At 61.9% G+C, this 14,132-nt stretch carries 10 protein-coding genes; 8 read left to right on the top strand and 2 right to left on the bottom strand.

The window, feature by feature from the left end:
- Nucleotides 1-19: 19 nt before the first annotated feature.
- Nucleotides 20-1,525 carry a glucose-6-phosphate isomerase gene (gene pgi, locus ACYU81_RS00310; protein WP_460985856.1) on the top strand — a complete coding sequence of 502 codons (1,506 nt, stop codon included), beginning with the start codon at nucleotides 20-22 and terminating at the stop codon, nucleotides 1,523-1,525.
- Nucleotides 1,526-1,592: 67 nt separating this feature from the next.
- A complete protein-coding gene (gene gor, locus ACYU81_RS00305; RefSeq protein WP_460985855.1) occupies nucleotides 1,593-2,939 on the top strand; it encodes a glutathione-disulfide reductase in 1,347 nt (448 codons plus the stop codon).
- 1 nt (nucleotide 2,940) lies between these two features.
- Here the strand turns inward: gor and ACYU81_RS00300 are convergent, their stop codons facing one another.
- Nucleotides 2,941-3,657 (bottom strand): 2OG-Fe dioxygenase family protein, encoded by a 717-nt coding sequence (locus tag ACYU81_RS00300; RefSeq protein WP_460985854.1) that lies wholly within the window; start codon nucleotides 3,655-3,657, stop codon nucleotides 2,941-2,943.
- Nucleotides 3,658-3,729: 72 nt separating this feature from the next.
- The gene (locus tag ACYU81_RS00295; protein ID WP_460985853.1) at nucleotides 3,730-5,145 is read right to left on the bottom strand and encodes a helix-turn-helix domain-containing protein; all 1,416 of its coding nucleotides are present in this window, start codon (nucleotides 5,143-5,145) and stop codon (nucleotides 3,730-3,732) included.
- Between the two features lie 123 nt (nucleotides 5,146-5,268).
- On the opposite strand from ACYU81_RS00295, the gene ACYU81_RS00290 reads away from it, so the two are divergent.
- The 6 genes from ACYU81_RS00290 to alr all read left to right on the top strand — a co-directional run bounded on the left by ACYU81_RS00290 (nucleotide 5,269) and on the right by alr (nucleotide 14,105).
- Complete coding sequence (locus tag ACYU81_RS00290; protein WP_460988073.1) at nucleotides 5,269-6,801, top strand: acyl-CoA carboxylase subunit beta; 1,533 nt, start codon at nucleotides 5,269-5,271, stop codon at nucleotides 6,799-6,801.
- 87 nt (nucleotides 6,802-6,888) lie between these two features.
- Nucleotides 6,889-7,326, top strand: a complete 438-nt coding sequence (gene mce, locus ACYU81_RS00285; protein WP_460985852.1) for a methylmalonyl-CoA epimerase — start codon at nucleotides 6,889-6,891, stop codon at nucleotides 7,324-7,326.
- A 172-nt stretch (nucleotides 7,327-7,498) separates the two neighbouring features.
- Nucleotides 7,499-9,652, top strand: coding sequence for a methylmalonyl-CoA mutase (gene scpA / locus ACYU81_RS00280; RefSeq protein WP_460985851.1), 2,154 nt, complete (start codon nucleotides 7,499-7,501; stop codon nucleotides 9,650-9,652).
- Entirely contained in the window at nucleotides 9,649-10,650 is a 1,002-nt protein-coding gene (gene bioB, locus ACYU81_RS00275) for a biotin synthase BioB (RefSeq protein WP_460985850.1), read from the top strand. The genes scpA and bioB overlap by 4 nt, the downstream gene beginning before the upstream one ends.
- Nucleotides 10,651-10,819: 169 nt before the next feature.
- Nucleotides 10,820-12,805 (top strand): acetyl-CoA carboxylase biotin carboxylase subunit, encoded by a 1,986-nt coding sequence (locus ACYU81_RS00270; protein WP_460985849.1) that lies wholly within the window; start codon nucleotides 10,820-10,822, stop codon nucleotides 12,803-12,805.
- Nucleotides 12,806-13,058: 253 nt separating this feature from the next.
- Entirely contained in the window at nucleotides 13,059-14,105 is a 1,047-nt protein-coding gene (gene alr / locus ACYU81_RS00265) for an alanine racemase (protein WP_460985848.1), read from the top strand.
- The last annotated feature ends 27 nt before the right edge of the window (nucleotides 14,106-14,132 follow it).

Genomic DNA, 14,132 nt, shown 5'->3' with positions numbered 1-14,132 from the left:
AAAAGAGGATTTACCCTTCATGTCCAGCCCTGCACTGGAGGCCATTGCGGCCCTCCCGCAGCCCGAATTGAAGCCCATCTTCACAGCGGATCCGAACCGGCTGAGCAAGTTCACGCTGACCCAGGGGCCTATCCGTTTCGACTGGTCCAAGACGCATCTGACCAGCGATCTGCTGGACGGCTTTCTGAAGCTGGCCGAGGAGAAGGACTTCGCCAAATGGCGTGACGCCTTTTTCGCGGGTGAGCCCATCAATAATAGCGAAGGTCGCGCCGCCGAGCATCCTGCCGAACGGGGCGAAGGCAATGCGGAAAGCGTGTCGCGCGCAAAGATGCTGCACGCCCGTATGCGCGCGCTGATCGACGCGATCGAGGGGGAGGCGCTGGGACCGATCCGTCACATCCTGCACATCGGTATCGGCGGGTCGGCGTTGGGACCTGACCTCATCATCGACGCGCTGGGAGGCGACGGTGCCCGCTATGACGTGGCGATCGTGTCCAATGTTGACGGGACCGCGCTGGAGCGGGCGATGTCGCGCTTCGATCCGGAAGCAACACTGATCGCCGTTGCGTCCAAAACCTTCACTACCACCGAGACCATGTTGAACGCCGCAAGCGCGATCAACTGGCTTGTCGAGGCGGGGGTGGATGATCCCTATGGCAAGGTGATCGCCCTGACGGCCAACCCTGACAAGGCGATCGAATGGGGCGTTGACGAAACGCGTATTCTGCCCTTTTCCGAGACGGTAGGCGGGCGCTATTCACTCTGGTCGTCCATCGGCTTCCCGGCTGCGCTGGCGCTTGGCTGGGATGCGTTTGAAAGCCTGCTGGAAGGCGCGGCGGCCATGGATCGGCATTTCCGGCTGTCCGATCCTGCTCATAACGCTCCCCTGATCGCGGCTTTTGTGGACCAATATTATGCGCGTGTCGTGGGGTGCCAGACGCGCGCGCTTTTCGCCTATGACGAGCGGCTGCGGCTGCTGCCATCCTATCTCCAGCAGCTGGAGATGGAGAGCAACGGCAAGAGCGTGACGCGCGATGGCCAGCCTGTCGATGGGCCGACAGCGCCGATTACATGGGGTGGCGTGGGCACGGACGCGCAGCATGCCGTGTTCCAGCTTCTGCATCAGGGGACTATCGTGGCGCCGGTCGAATTCGTCGCTTCGATCGAGCCTGGCCATGCTCTGGATCCGGCGCATCACCGGGCGCTGCTGGTCAACTGCTTCGCGCAAGGGGCGGCGTTGATGCGGGGCAAGGAAAATGCGGCCGATCCCGCCCGCGCCTATCCTGGCAACCGCCCGTCCACCACCATCCTGCTGGAGGATGTGACGCCCGATGCGCTGGGCGCGCTGATCGCCTTTTACGAGCATCGTACCTTTGCCAACGCCGTGCTGATGGGGATCAACCCCTTTGATCAATTCGGCGTGGAACTGGGCAAGGAAATCGCCAAGTCGATCGAGGCGGAAGGGGCGAAGGGCTTTGACCCCTCGACCATGGCACTGATCGAGCTGGCGTTAGGCGGTGCATAGAGCCCTAAGATGATTGTAACTCCGCTGGATAGCCGCCATATCCGGCCTCCATCCAGCGGAGAGCAGCATGACCGACTACGATTTCGACCTTTTCGTCATTGGTGCGGGATCGGGAGGGGTTCGTGCGTCGCGCGTGGCGGCGGCGCATGGCGCGAAGGTCGCGGTCGCCGAGGAGTATCGGGTTGGCGGCACCTGCGTCATCCGAGGCTGCGTGCCCAAGAAGCTCCTGATCTACGGCGCCCATTTCGCCGAGGATTTGAAGGATGCGCGACGCTTTGGCTGGCATGTCCCCGACTGCGACTTCGAGTGGAAAGTCCTGCGCGACAATGTGCTGGCCGATGTCGATCGGTTGGAAGGGCTCTACAGGAACACGCTGGAGAGTCATAAGGTCGAGTTGATCGCGGAACGCGCCACGATCACCGGACCGCATTCGGTGAAGCTCTCAAGCGGCCGTGAAATCAGCGCCAGATACATCCTTGTCGCGACGGGGGCCTGGCCCGCGATCCCGGAAATGGAGGGAGCGGAGCATGGCATCACGTCCAACGAAGCCTTTCATCTTGAGGATGCGCCCAAGCGGATGGTGATTGTCGGCGGCGGCTATATCGCCAATGAATTTGCGGGCATCTTCCATCAGCTTGGCAGTCATGTGACCATCGTCAACCGATCATCGACGCTGCTGCGCGGCTATGACGAGCAGATCCGCGATCGGCTGCTCCAGATCTCCACGATGAAGGGCATCCAGTTCCGCTTCAATGCGGAGATGGATCGGATCGAGAAAAATGACGATGGCACGCTTTGCATGCATTTCAGCAATGGTGACCCCATCCCCTGCGATACGGTGATGTTTGCGACGGGACGCCAGCCGCATGTCGAGGGCTTGGGCCTTGAAAATGCAGGCGTGGAGCTGGACGACAAGGGCGCGATCAAGGTCGATGATTATAGCCGCACGAGTTGCGAGAGCATCTATGCGGTCGGCGACGTTACGAACCGGCTGCAATTAACGCCGGTCGCCATCCGGGAAGGTCATGCTTTCGCCGACACGGTGTTTGGCGACAATCCCAGGACCGTGGATTATGAATGCGTCCCGTCCGCCGTATTCAGTCATCCGCCCCTGGCTGGCGTAGGATTGACCGAAGCCCAGGCGAAGAACAAGCTGGGGACGGTGAAGGTCTATACTTCAGACTTCCGCCCCATGAAGAACGTTCTTGCGGGCCGGGACGAACGCGCGCTGTACAAGATGGTGGTGGATGCGACCACGAACCGCGTGGTTGGATTGTACATGATCGGCCCGGATGCGCCAGAGATTCTACAGGCTGCGGCGGTAGCGGTGAAAGCGGGACTGACCAAGCAGCAGTTTGACGACACCGTGGCGCTCCACCCCAGCATGGCCGAAGAACTGGTGCTGCTGAAATAGGTCAGCGGGCCGCCGCTAAGGTCACGACCAGTGCATCGCGCCACGCGGCTTGCCGTGGATCGATCGGACGGATTTCGGTGACGCCGTGCAGGATGCGGCGGTCGTCTATCAACACCGTATCCCCCGGCCGGGCGAGGGTGAACTCCCCCAGCGCCGTACCATCGGGCGCGCCGATGCGAGTCACGCCTTCGTCCACATTGCGCCGCTCGATCAGCATCACCAGGACCCAGTCCACTCCGTCGCGGTGGAGTCCCTCAGGCGTCGGGCGGCCGATATGGTCCTTGCGCGTTTCGATGCGGAACTGGTGCATTTCGACATGCCACTCCCGCGCGCTATCGGCTCCGAAGTTTGCCGCGCAAAAAGCAAAGATCGCCTGCGTGACAGGATTGTCGATCGTCTCCTGATGGACAGGGTCGAACCAGCGCTGCACGTCTCCGTTAAGGGGGTTATAGTCGCGGCTCTGAAAATGTGGCTGGTGCGGCTTGCGCGTAAAACGTCCCTGCTCACAGCGAAATGCGGCGTGCCGCCGCCGACGATAACGTCCCCCGTCCGCCATGTAGAGGTCGGGGCCAAGGTCATTCCAGCTATCGGCGAATTGCGTCCAGCATCCTGCATCGGCTTTCAGCATCGCCAGCATTTGAGGTCCGGCGATGCGGGCAAAGCCATCGCGCATTAGGTCTGCCTGCAATTCGGCGCCGTGAAAAAGGCCGTGGTCCATAAGTCCGATCTTAAGCAGCCGGAGAAGCCCGCAAAGGGCCAGTTTCCGCAAGCTGGGTGCTGGCGCAGCGGATCAGCCGATCCAGTAAGGCACAATCTGGCGGTTGTCCGGATCGACCCGGATCGGCCGGTCGGCGGGCGGGAAGGCGCGCTGGTCGCAGCTTTGGCGCGGGCAGAGGCGGCAGGTTATGCCGATGGGGGTGGCTGCCCCCTCCATCTCCAACTGTAGCCCGTCGGCGTAGACGAAGTTCGCCGCATGGGCGACTTCGCATCCCAAAACAACGGCGTAGCGGCGCGGGGTGCGCGAATAGCTGCCCGAAGGCTTTACCAAACCCTTGGCCATGGACACGTAACGCACGCTGTCCGGCGTTTCGCCGAGCTGAACATTGATGCGGTCGGGTATGGCGACGGCTTCATGTACGTTCCACAACGGGCAGGCGCCACCGAAACGGGCGAATTGCAGGCGAGTGGCGCTGTGCCGCTTGGTGATGTTACCCGCCATGTCGACGCGGCAGAAGAAGAAGGGGATTCCGCGCAGGCCGGGCCGCTGAAGGGTTGAGAGGCGATGGCAGGCCTGTTCGAAACTGACGCCAAAGCGGCGGCTGAGGCGATCTATGTCATGGCGTACTTCGCGCGCGGCCTGCCGGAATTGGGCGTAAGGCATCAGCAACGCGCCCGCTGCATAATTGCCCAAACCGACGGCCAGCAGTCGGTCGGCGCCTTCAACCGGCAAGGCGGCCCGGTTCACGACGTCGGCAATCACGGCCTGCCCTTCCAGCATCATGAGCTGGTGAGACAGCATGAACTTGCGGCTTTCGATGGGCAAAGCCGCGTTGACGAACAATCGCCGATCGGCCGACGAATAGGCGCGCAGGGCGGAATCGGGCGTGTCGGCGATCAGCGTTTCGATGCCGTGCCGCCGTGCCAGCGCCTCCACCAGCATGCCTTCGTCCAGCACCTGGCCTGCGGTGAAGCTGGACGCCATGTCCTCCGCTAGGCAATCGAGCGCGTGGACATAATTGCCCGCCTCATGAAACCAGTCGCGCGCCGCTTCCCAAGGAAGGCGCGCCTGCACCTCATGATCGTTGGCGATCGCTTCTTCGATCATGTTGATGCGCTCATTCGCGCGCATATGGGCGTTGTAGAGGTCGATGTAGCGGGCTGCGAACTCCGGAAATTGGAGGTGCAGCTTCTCGATCCTTTCCGGCTCCATCAAAGGGCCGGGAAGCTCGGGATGGGCCAGCGCATAGGTGAAGGCGCCGAGCAACTGCTCTTCCTCGCGGCTGTCGAAGCTGGCCCAATCAGTGGGGAAGGCGCTGGCAACGGCAGCCTTTACCTTGGCGGTCAGGGGGCGGTCGTCATTTTCCAGCTGGCTGAGATAAGAGACGGAAATCCCCAACGCCTGCGCCATAGTGGCCTGGTCCATCCGGTGGTCCAGGCGGAGCTGCCGCAGCCGTGGACCTGCGAAAATACGATTGCCTCGTGCCATGCGCGGCTCTTAATTTGCGAAATGGTGATTTGCAAATTGGCAAATTTGCATTTGCGAAAAATGCGAAAGCAGGGAAAGGGGACAGATGAAGCCGACCGTCCCGTTGCCGGAGAGATATTCTATATGTCGAAGCTCGCCATTATCGAACAGCTGGAAGCCAAGCGCGAGGCCGCGCGCCTTGGCGGTGGCCAGCGCCGCATCGATGCCCAGCATGCCAAGGGCAAGCTGACCGCGCGGGAGCGTCTGGAAGTCCTGCTGGACGAAGACAGCTTTGAAGAAGTCGACATGTATGTCGAGCATAACTGCGTCGACTTCGGCATGGATGAACAGCATATTCCGGGCGACGGCGTCGTCACTGGATCGGGCACGATCAACGGCCGCCTAGTCTTCGTGTTCAGCCAGGATTTCACCGTTTATGGCGGCGCGGTGTCCGAACGGCATGCGATGAAGATCTGCAAGATCATGGACATGGCGCTGAAGGTTGGCGCGCCGGTGATCGGTCTTAACGACTCCGGCGGCGCGCGCATTCAGGAAGGCGTTGCATCGCTGGCGGGCTATGCGGAGATTTTCCAGCGCAATGTGCTGGCGTCGGGCGTGGTGCCGCAGATCAGCGTGATCATGGGGCCGTGCGCGGGCGGCGCGGTTTATTCACCCGCGATGACCGACTTCATCTTCATGGTGAAGGATTCGAGCTTCATGTTCGTGACCGGCCCCGACGTGGTGAAGACCGTCACCAACGAGATCGTGACGCAGGAAGAACTGGGCGGCGCGGTGACCCACACGACCAAGTCGGGCGTGGCGGACGTGGCTTTCGAGAATGATATCGAGGCGCTGCTGGCGACCCGCGATTTCGTGGACTTCCTGCCCGCGTCGAACCGGGAGCCGGTGCCCGAGCGGCCGAGCGCTGATGCGTGGGACCGCATGGAGGAGAGCCTGGACACGCTCGTCCCGGCCAATGCGAACCAGCCCTATGACATGCATGAGCTGATCCGCAAGGTCGTGGACGAAGGCGACTTTTTCGAGGTTCAGCCTGCTCATGCGGGCAATATCCTCTGCGGCTTCGGCCGGATCGAGGGCAAGACGGTTGGGATCATCGCCAACCAGCCGATGGTGCTTGCCGGGGTGCTCGACATTAATTCATCGAAAAAGGCCGGGCGTTTCGTCCGCTTCTGCGATGCGTTCGAAATTCCGATCGTGACCTTCGTCGATGTGCCGGGCTTCCTGCCGGGCACCGCGCAGGAACATTCGGGCATCATCAAGCATGGCGCCAAGCTGCTGTTCGCCTATGCCGAGGCGACCGTGCCGAAGATCACCGTCATCACGCGCAAGGCCTATGGCGGCGCTTATGACGTTATGAGCTCCAAGCATCTGCGAGGCGACCTCAACTATGCGTGGCCGACTGCGGAAATCGCGGTGATGGGCGCGAAGGGTGCGGTGGAGATCATCTTCCGTGGCAAGACGCCTGAAGAGATTGCGGACAAAACCAAGGAATATGAAGACCGCTTCGCCAATCCGTTCGTGGCGGCGGGCAAGGGCTTCATCGACGAGGTGATCCAGCCGCATTCGACCCGCAAGCGGATTGCTCTGGGGCTGCGCAAGCTGCGCAACAAGAGCCTGGAGAATCCGTGGAAGAAGCACGACAATATTCCGCTTTGATTAGATAAGCGTCATGCCAGCGGAAGCTGGCATCTCGTGCCTCACGAGACCCCAGCTTTCGCTGGGTGACGAAGTAGGGAAGATGTGATGAAACTCGGTCGCTTGAACCATATCGGCGTGGCGACGCCTTCGTTGGAAGTCTCGCTCGCTTATTATCGCGATGTGATGGGCGCGACGCTGACGCATGAGCCGTTCGACCTGCCCGCGCAGGGGGTGAAGGTATGCTTTGTGGATACGCCGGGGGAGAACGGCACTGAAGGCACGCAGATCGAATTGATCGAACCTTTGGGTGAGAACAGCCCGATCTACGGTTTCATCGCCAAGAACCCGGCGGGTGGGCAGCACCATATGTGTTATGAGGTGCCCGACATTCATGAAGCCAAAGCGTGGTTCGAAGGGCTGGGCAAGAAGGTGCTGGGCGAACCCCGCATCGGGGCGCATGGGACGCTGATCTTCTTCGTTCACCCCAAGGATATGAACGGGGTGCTGACCGAGATCATGGAGACGCCGAAAGAGGCGCATTGATTTGCCTCGCCCCTTCAGGGGAGAGGCGGCGAGACTTGGGCCTGCGTAGTAGGCCTTAGTCGCAGCGGAGAGGGGCGGGGCACGCCACCCCCTCTCCAACTTCGGCTAGTCAGCCAAGCTGACAAGCCTGCGTATCCTCTCCCCTGAAGGGGCGAGGAAAGGAATGGGACAGATGACCGACAAGCCGACGCTGGATCAGTGGGCGACCGCCGCCGCCAAGGAAGTGAAGGGCAAGGATTTGAACTGGGAGACCCCAGAAGGGATCACCGTCAAACCGCTCTACACTGCCGAGGATGTGACCGTCGAACCGGGCTTGCCGGGTTTCGCGCCCTTCACGCGCGGGGTGCGCGCCTCCATGTATGCGGGCCGCCCCTGGACCATCCGACAATATGCAGGCTTTTCGACCGCCGAGGAATCCAACGCCTTCTATCGCCGCAACCTGGCCGCAGGGCAGAAGGGCCTCAGCGTCGCTTTCGATCTCGCCACCCATCGCGGCTATGACAGCGATCATCCGCGCGTCGTCGGCGACGTCGGCAAGGCGGGCGTGGCGATCGACAGCGTCGAGGACATGAAGATCCTGTTCGACGGCATTCCGCTCGACAAGATGTCCGTATCCATGACCATGAACGGCGCGGTGATCCCGATCCTCGCCTTTTTTATCGTCGCGGGCGAGGAGCAGGGGGTTGAGCGCAAGCTGCTGGACGGAACCATTCAGAACGACATTCTGAAGGAGTTCATGGTCCGCAACACCTATATCTACCCGCCCGAACCGTCGATGCGGATCATCTCCGACATTTTCGGCTACACCTCGCGCGAGATGCCCAAGTTCAACAGCATCTCCATCTCCGGCTATCATATGCAGGAAGCGGGCGCGACGCAGGTCCAGGAACTGGCCTTCACCATCGCGGACGGCGCGGAATATGTGCGCTACGGTGTGGCCTCGGGCCTCGACATCGACAAATTCGCGGGGCGTCTGAGCTTCTTCTTCGCCATCGGCATGAACTTCTTCATGGAGATCGCCAAGCTGCGCGCTGCCCGCGTGCTGTGGCATCGGGTGATGACGAAGCTGGGCGCGCAGGACGAGCGCTCCAAGATGCTGCGCACCCATTGCCAGACGTCGGGCGTGTCGCTGACCGAGCAGGACCCCTATAACAATGTCATGCGCACCACCATCGAAGCGATGGCGGCGATGCTGGGTGGCACCCAGTCGCTGCACACCAATGCGCTGGACGAGGCGATTGCGCTGCCGACCGACTTCTCGGCCCGCATTGCGCGCAACACGCAGATCGTCATTCAGGAAGAGACCGGCATGTGCAATGTCGTCGATCCGCTGGGTGGCAGCTATTATGTCGAGGCGCTGACCCAGCAACTGGTCGATGCGGCGCAGGAGATCATCGACCGTGTGGAATCAGAAGGCGGCATGGCGAAGGCCGTGGCGGCAGGCTGGCCCAAGGCGATGATCGAGACCGCGGCAGCGGCTCGTCAGGCGCGGGTCGACCGGGGCGAGGATGTGATCGTCGGCGTCAACAAATATCGTTTGGCGAACGAAGACCTGCTCGAAACGCTGGAGGTCGATAACAGCAAGGTGCGCGAGGCGCAGATCGCCCGCATCAACCGGGTCAAGGCCGAGCGCGACGAGGCCAAGTGCCAGGCTGCGCTGGAATCGCTGCGTCAAGCTGCTGCGGGTCCGCAGTCGATCGAAAACAATCTGCTCGCCCATGCGGTCGAAGCGGCGCGCGCGCGCGCCACGCTGGGCGAGATTTCCTCCGCCATGGAGGACAGCTTCGATCGCTACGGCACCGTGCCGACGCCGGTGAAGGGCGTCTATGGCAAGCCCTATGCGCAGGACAGCCGCTGGAAACAGGTTCTTGACGGCGTGCAGGCCGTCGAGCGGCGCCTCGGTCGCAAACCGAAACTCCTCATCGCCAAGATGGGACAGGACGGCCACGACCGGGGCGCTAACGTGATCGCGTCCGCTTTTGGGGACATGGGCTTTGACATCGTGTCCGGCCCGCTGTTCCAGACGCCGGAGGAAACGGTGGTGCTGGCGCTGGATAGCGGCGTAGATGTGGTGGGCGCTTCGTCGCTGGCTGCGGGGCACAAGACGCTGATCCCTGAGCTCATCAGGCAGCTGCGCGAAAAGGGCCGCAACGACATCAAGGTGATCGCGGGCGGCGTCATCCCGCCGCAGGACTATGACTATCTCCGTGACGCGGGCGTGCAGGGCATTTATGGACCGGGCTCCAACGTCGTGGAATGCGCCGCCGATGTGCTGCGCCTCCTCGGCCACAACATGCCCCCCGCGGGGCTGGAGGAAGCCGCTTGACCGAGACTGCTGCCCGCACCGATTGGACCCGCGACGAAATCGCCGCGTTGTTCGACCTACCCTTCAACGACCTGATGTTCGAAGCGCAGTCGATCCATCGCGCGAATTTTCCGCGCAATGAGGTGCAGCTTTCGACGCTGCTGTCGATCAAGACTGGCGGTTGCCCGGAAGATTGCGGCTATTGCAGCCAGTCGACCGAAGCGGAAAGCGGCTTGAAAGCTACCAAGCTGATGGACGTGCAGGCGGTGCTACAGTCGGCGGCGCAGGCGAAGGATCATGGTTCGGGCCGTTTCTGCATGGGCGCGGCGTGGCGCAATCCCAAGGAACGGGACATGCCCAAGCTCATCGAAATGGTGAAGGGCGTGCGCCAGATGGGCATGGAAACCTGCATGACGCTGGGGATGCTCTCGTCCGATCAGGCGAAGCAGCTCGCGGATGCGGGGCTGGATTATTACAACCATAATATCGACACCTCGCCGGAAAATTACGCCAACGTTATCACCACCCGGACCTTTGAGGACCGGATCGAGACGCTGGAAAATGTGCGTTCGGCGGGCATCAATGTGTGCTGCGGCGGGATTGTCGGCATGGGTGAGACGCGGGCGGATCGGATCGGCTTTCTCCATGCCCTGGCGACCATGCCGCATCCTGAGAGCGTGCCGATCAACGCACTGGTGCCCGTGGCTGGGACCGTGCTGGGCGACATGCTGAAGGACACGCCGCTCGCCAAGATCGATGAGGTCGAGTTCGTTCGCACGGTCGCCGTGGCTCGGATCGTGATGCCGCAGTCGATGGTGAGGTTGTCCGCCGGCCGCGAGAGCATGAGCGAAGCCTGTCAGGCGCTCTGTTTCATGGCGGGCGCGAACAGCATCTTCACCGGCGACAAGCTGCTCACCGCAGCCAATGCCGGGGATGACAAGGATAGCGCGCTGCTTGCGAAGCTCGGGCTGACGCCGATGATGGCGCAGCCGCACGGGCATCTGGAAGCGGCTGAGTAACCGAAACACCCACCTGCTCGTCACCCCGGACTTGATCCGGGGTCCCGCTTCTTCCCTGCGTGGAGAGAAGGCAGCGGGATGCCGGATCAAGTCCGGCATGACGGAAGAGGTGAGCTTTGAATTAGCTCGGCCCGCACGGCCGAAAATAGGACTGGGGCAAGGATAGATAATGGCAATCACCAAGATCCTGATCGCGAACCGTGGCGAAATTGCGTGCCGCGTCATCCGCACCGCGCGGAAGATGGGCATCAAGACCGTGGCGGTCTATTCGGACGCCGATGCCCGCGCGCCGCACGTGCTGCTGGCCGATGAAGCCGTGCATATCGGCCCGTCGCCTGCCGCCCAGTCCTATCTGATCGCCGAGAAGATCATTCAGGCCTGCAAGGATACCGGCGCTGATGCAGTCCATCCGGGCTATGGCTTCCTGTCGGAGCGCGAGAGCTTTCGCAAGGCGCTGGACGCGGAGGGTATCATCTTCGTAGGCCCGCCCGCCAATGCCATTGCCGCGATGGGCGACAAGATCGAATCCAAGAAGCTTGCCATGGAAGCGGGCGTCAATGTCGTCCCCGGCTATGTCGGCGTGATCGAGGACACCGAACATGCCGTGAAGATCTCAAACGAGATCGGCTATCCGGTGATGATGAAGGCTTCGGCCGGCGGCGGCGGCAAGGGCATGCGTCTGGCTTACAGCGAGCAGGACGTCCGCGAAGGCTTCGAGGCAACCAAGCGTGAGGGTCTCAACAGCTTCGGCGATGACCGCGTTTTCATCGAGAAGTTCATCGAAAGCCCGCGCCATATCGAAATCCAGATATTGGGCGATCAGCACGGGAATATCGTCTACCTCAATGAGCGTGAATGCTCGATCCAGCGCCGCCACCAGAAGGTAGTCGAGGAAGCGCCTTCGCCCTTCGTTTCGCCGGAAATGCGCAAGAAGATGGGTGAGCAGTGCGTCGCCCTGGCGCGCGCGGTCGGCTATTTCAGCGCGGGCACGGTCGAACTGATCGTGTCGGGCGCGGACAAGACCGGCGACGGCTTCTACTTCCTGGAAATGAACACCCGCTTGCAGGTCGAGCATCCGGTCACCGAAGAGATCACCGGCCTTGATCTGGTCGAGCAGATGATCCGCGTCGCCAATGGTGAGGAACTGAGCTTCGCCCAAGAAGATGTGAAGATCAACGGCTGGTCGATCGAGAACCGCGTCTATGCCGAAGATCCCTATCGTGGCTTCCTGCCCTCAACGGGCCGCCTGATCCGCTACAATCCACCCGAAACCGGCGATGGCGTGCGGGTTGATGACGGCGTGGTCGAAGGCGGCGAAGTGTCGATGTTCTACGACCCGATGATTGCCAAGCTGATCACCTGGGCGCCGACCCGTCTGGAAGCGATCGACAAGCAGATCGCGGCGCTCGACCAGTTCGAGATCGAGGGGCCGGGCCACAATATCGATTTCGTATCAGCACTGATGCAGCATGAGCGTTTCCGTTCAGGCAACATCACCACCGGCTTCATTGCCGAGGAATATCCGGATGGCTTTACCGGCGCGCCCGCTTCCGAAACGCTGCTGAAGAAGCTTTCGGCGATTGGCGCGTTCGCAGCGATGGCGCAGGCCGATCGTGCCCGCCGCATCGATGGACAGCTTGGCAAGAAGTTGCGCGCTCCCACCAGCTGGCAGGTGAAGATTGGCGAGGCGGTCCATGGCGTGGTCATCAACGGGGATGACGTCACCGTGGATGGCGAAGCGATCGACCTGGCGCTGGAATATACACCGGGTGATCGCCTGATCGAGGCGGAGTTTGGCGAGGAATTGCTGGCGGTGAAGATCGCGCCGGTTCGCTCCGGCTTCGTGCTGACGGCTCATGGCGCAAGCCACAAGCTGCGCATTTTGCCCGCCCATGCAGCGGTCCATGCCAAGCACATGATCGAAAAGATTCCGCCCGATCTGTCGCGCTTCCTGATCTGTCCGATGCCGGGCCTGCTCGTCGCATTGCACGTCACGGAAGGCGACAAGGTCGAAGCCGGTCAGCCGCTTGCCGTGATCGAGGCGATGAAGATGGAAAATATCCTGCGCGCTGCCAAGGCGGGCGTGGTGAAGAGCGTCTCGGCCGCGCAAGGCGAAAGCCTGCCCGTGGACGCGATCATTCTGGAACTGGAATAGGAATTGGAGTTGGGCGCGGTGGGGATTGTCTCCTTTCCGCGCCCAGATCTTGTTGATGCCCAAACCCCGCGCTGCGTAAGCCGATAGGGGCTGCATCAGGCTCGGTCTTTCAGGGGCCGACGGGCTGTCCGCGATTGCATGACGGGTCCAGCTTTCAAAGGCTGTCACGTCGGCAGTGCCGCTGACCCCGGAGCAAGAAGCCGCGCCCTGGAAACCCTCGACGCCTGTACTGGATGCCGCTATCGCAACGGCGATGACCGCATTTACCGCTCCGCTGCACCTTCGCCTAGATGGCGGCGCACTTGTGAACAACTGGCGCTGGTTGCAACGGCATAGCGGCGGCGCAGCATGTGGCGCCGCTATCAAGGCGAACGGATACGGCACCGGCGCGGTCGAGGTGATGCGCCGACTGCTTGTCGCGGGCTGCCGGGACTTTTTCGTATCAAACTGGGCTGAAGCGGCTTTGCTGGAGCCGATGCTGCAGGATGGGATCAACCTGTCGGTATTCCACGGCGTGCGCTCCGAGGATATGCAGACGGCGATCGCGTCGCGTGCGCGGCCTGTTCTCTGCACGGCGGATCAGATCGCGCGGTGGAAGGCGGCGGGCGGAGGCGCTTGCGACGTCATGGTCGATACGGGCATGAACCGGCTCGGACTGGATTGGCGGAGTGACGTCGCCGCCGCTCTGGACGGGTTGACGGTCGACACGCTGCTCAGTCACCTGGCGTCGGCCGATGAGGATACCGGGCTAAGCAAACTGCAACTTGATCGGTTCGGCGCCCTAACTGGTAAAGCTACCGCGCGCCGTTACAGCCTGGCGAACAGCGCGGGCATTTGCTTGGGGCAAGCCTATGCATTTGACCTGACGCGGCCGGGACTGGCGCTTTATGGCGGCATCCCCAGAGCCGAAGCCGCCGGAAACATCGCGCAGGTCGTCTTTCCCCAGGCGCAGGTCCTGCAAAGGCGTCATGTGCTCGCAGGCGATGGCATCGGCTATAACGCGGTTCATATCGCCGAGCGCGACATGGAAATAGCCGTGTTGAACATCGGCTATGCGGACGGATATCTGCGCTGCTTTTCCGGCCGAGGGATGGTTAGCGCGGGCGACGTTCAACTGCCGGTCGTGGGACGGGTTTCGATGGACCTCGTCGCGGTGGATGTCTCTGCGATGCCGTCGGTGTCGGAAGGGGATTGGCTCGACATCGCATATGACTTGCCCGCGACCGCGTCGCTATCCGGCCTATCGCAATATGAATTGCTGACCGGCCTTGGTCCCCGTTACGATCGGCTATGGGAATAAGGATGTGGTAGGCCGCCGAACTTGATC

The sequence above is a fragment of the Sphingobium sp. TomTYG75 genome (assembly GCF_054771635.1).
This window is presented reverse-complemented; position numbering and strand designations above follow the sequence as displayed.

What these genes read in the sequence shown, in the direction of transcription:
- pgi (WP_460985856.1), top strand. Translation starts at nt 20, where the DNA reads ATGTCCAGCCCTGCACTGGAGGCCATTGCGGCCCTCCCGCAGCCCGAA.
- gor (WP_460985855.1), top strand. Translation starts at nt 1,593, where the DNA reads ATGACCGACTACGATTTCGACCTTTTCGTCATTGGTGCGGGATCGGGA.
- ACYU81_RS00300 (WP_460985854.1), bottom strand. Translation starts at nt 3,657, where the DNA reads ATGGACCACGGCCTTTTTCACGGCGCCGAATTGCAGGCAGACCTAATG.
- ACYU81_RS00295 (WP_460985853.1), bottom strand. Translation starts at nt 5,145, where the DNA reads ATGGCACGAGGCAATCGTATTTTCGCAGGTCCACGGCTGCGGCAGCTC.
- ACYU81_RS00290 (WP_460988073.1), top strand. Translation starts at nt 5,269, where the DNA reads ATGTCGAAGCTCGCCATTATCGAACAGCTGGAAGCCAAGCGCGAGGCC.
- mce (WP_460985852.1), top strand. Translation starts at nt 6,889, where the DNA reads ATGAAACTCGGTCGCTTGAACCATATCGGCGTGGCGACGCCTTCGTTG.
- scpA (WP_460985851.1), top strand. Translation starts at nt 7,499, where the DNA reads ATGACCGACAAGCCGACGCTGGATCAGTGGGCGACCGCCGCCGCCAAG.
- ACYU81_RS00270 (WP_460985849.1), top strand. Translation starts at nt 10,820, where the DNA reads ATGGCAATCACCAAGATCCTGATCGCGAACCGTGGCGAAATTGCGTGC.
- alr (WP_460985848.1), top strand. Translation starts at nt 13,059, where the DNA reads ATGACCGCATTTACCGCTCCGCTGCACCTTCGCCTAGATGGCGGCGCA.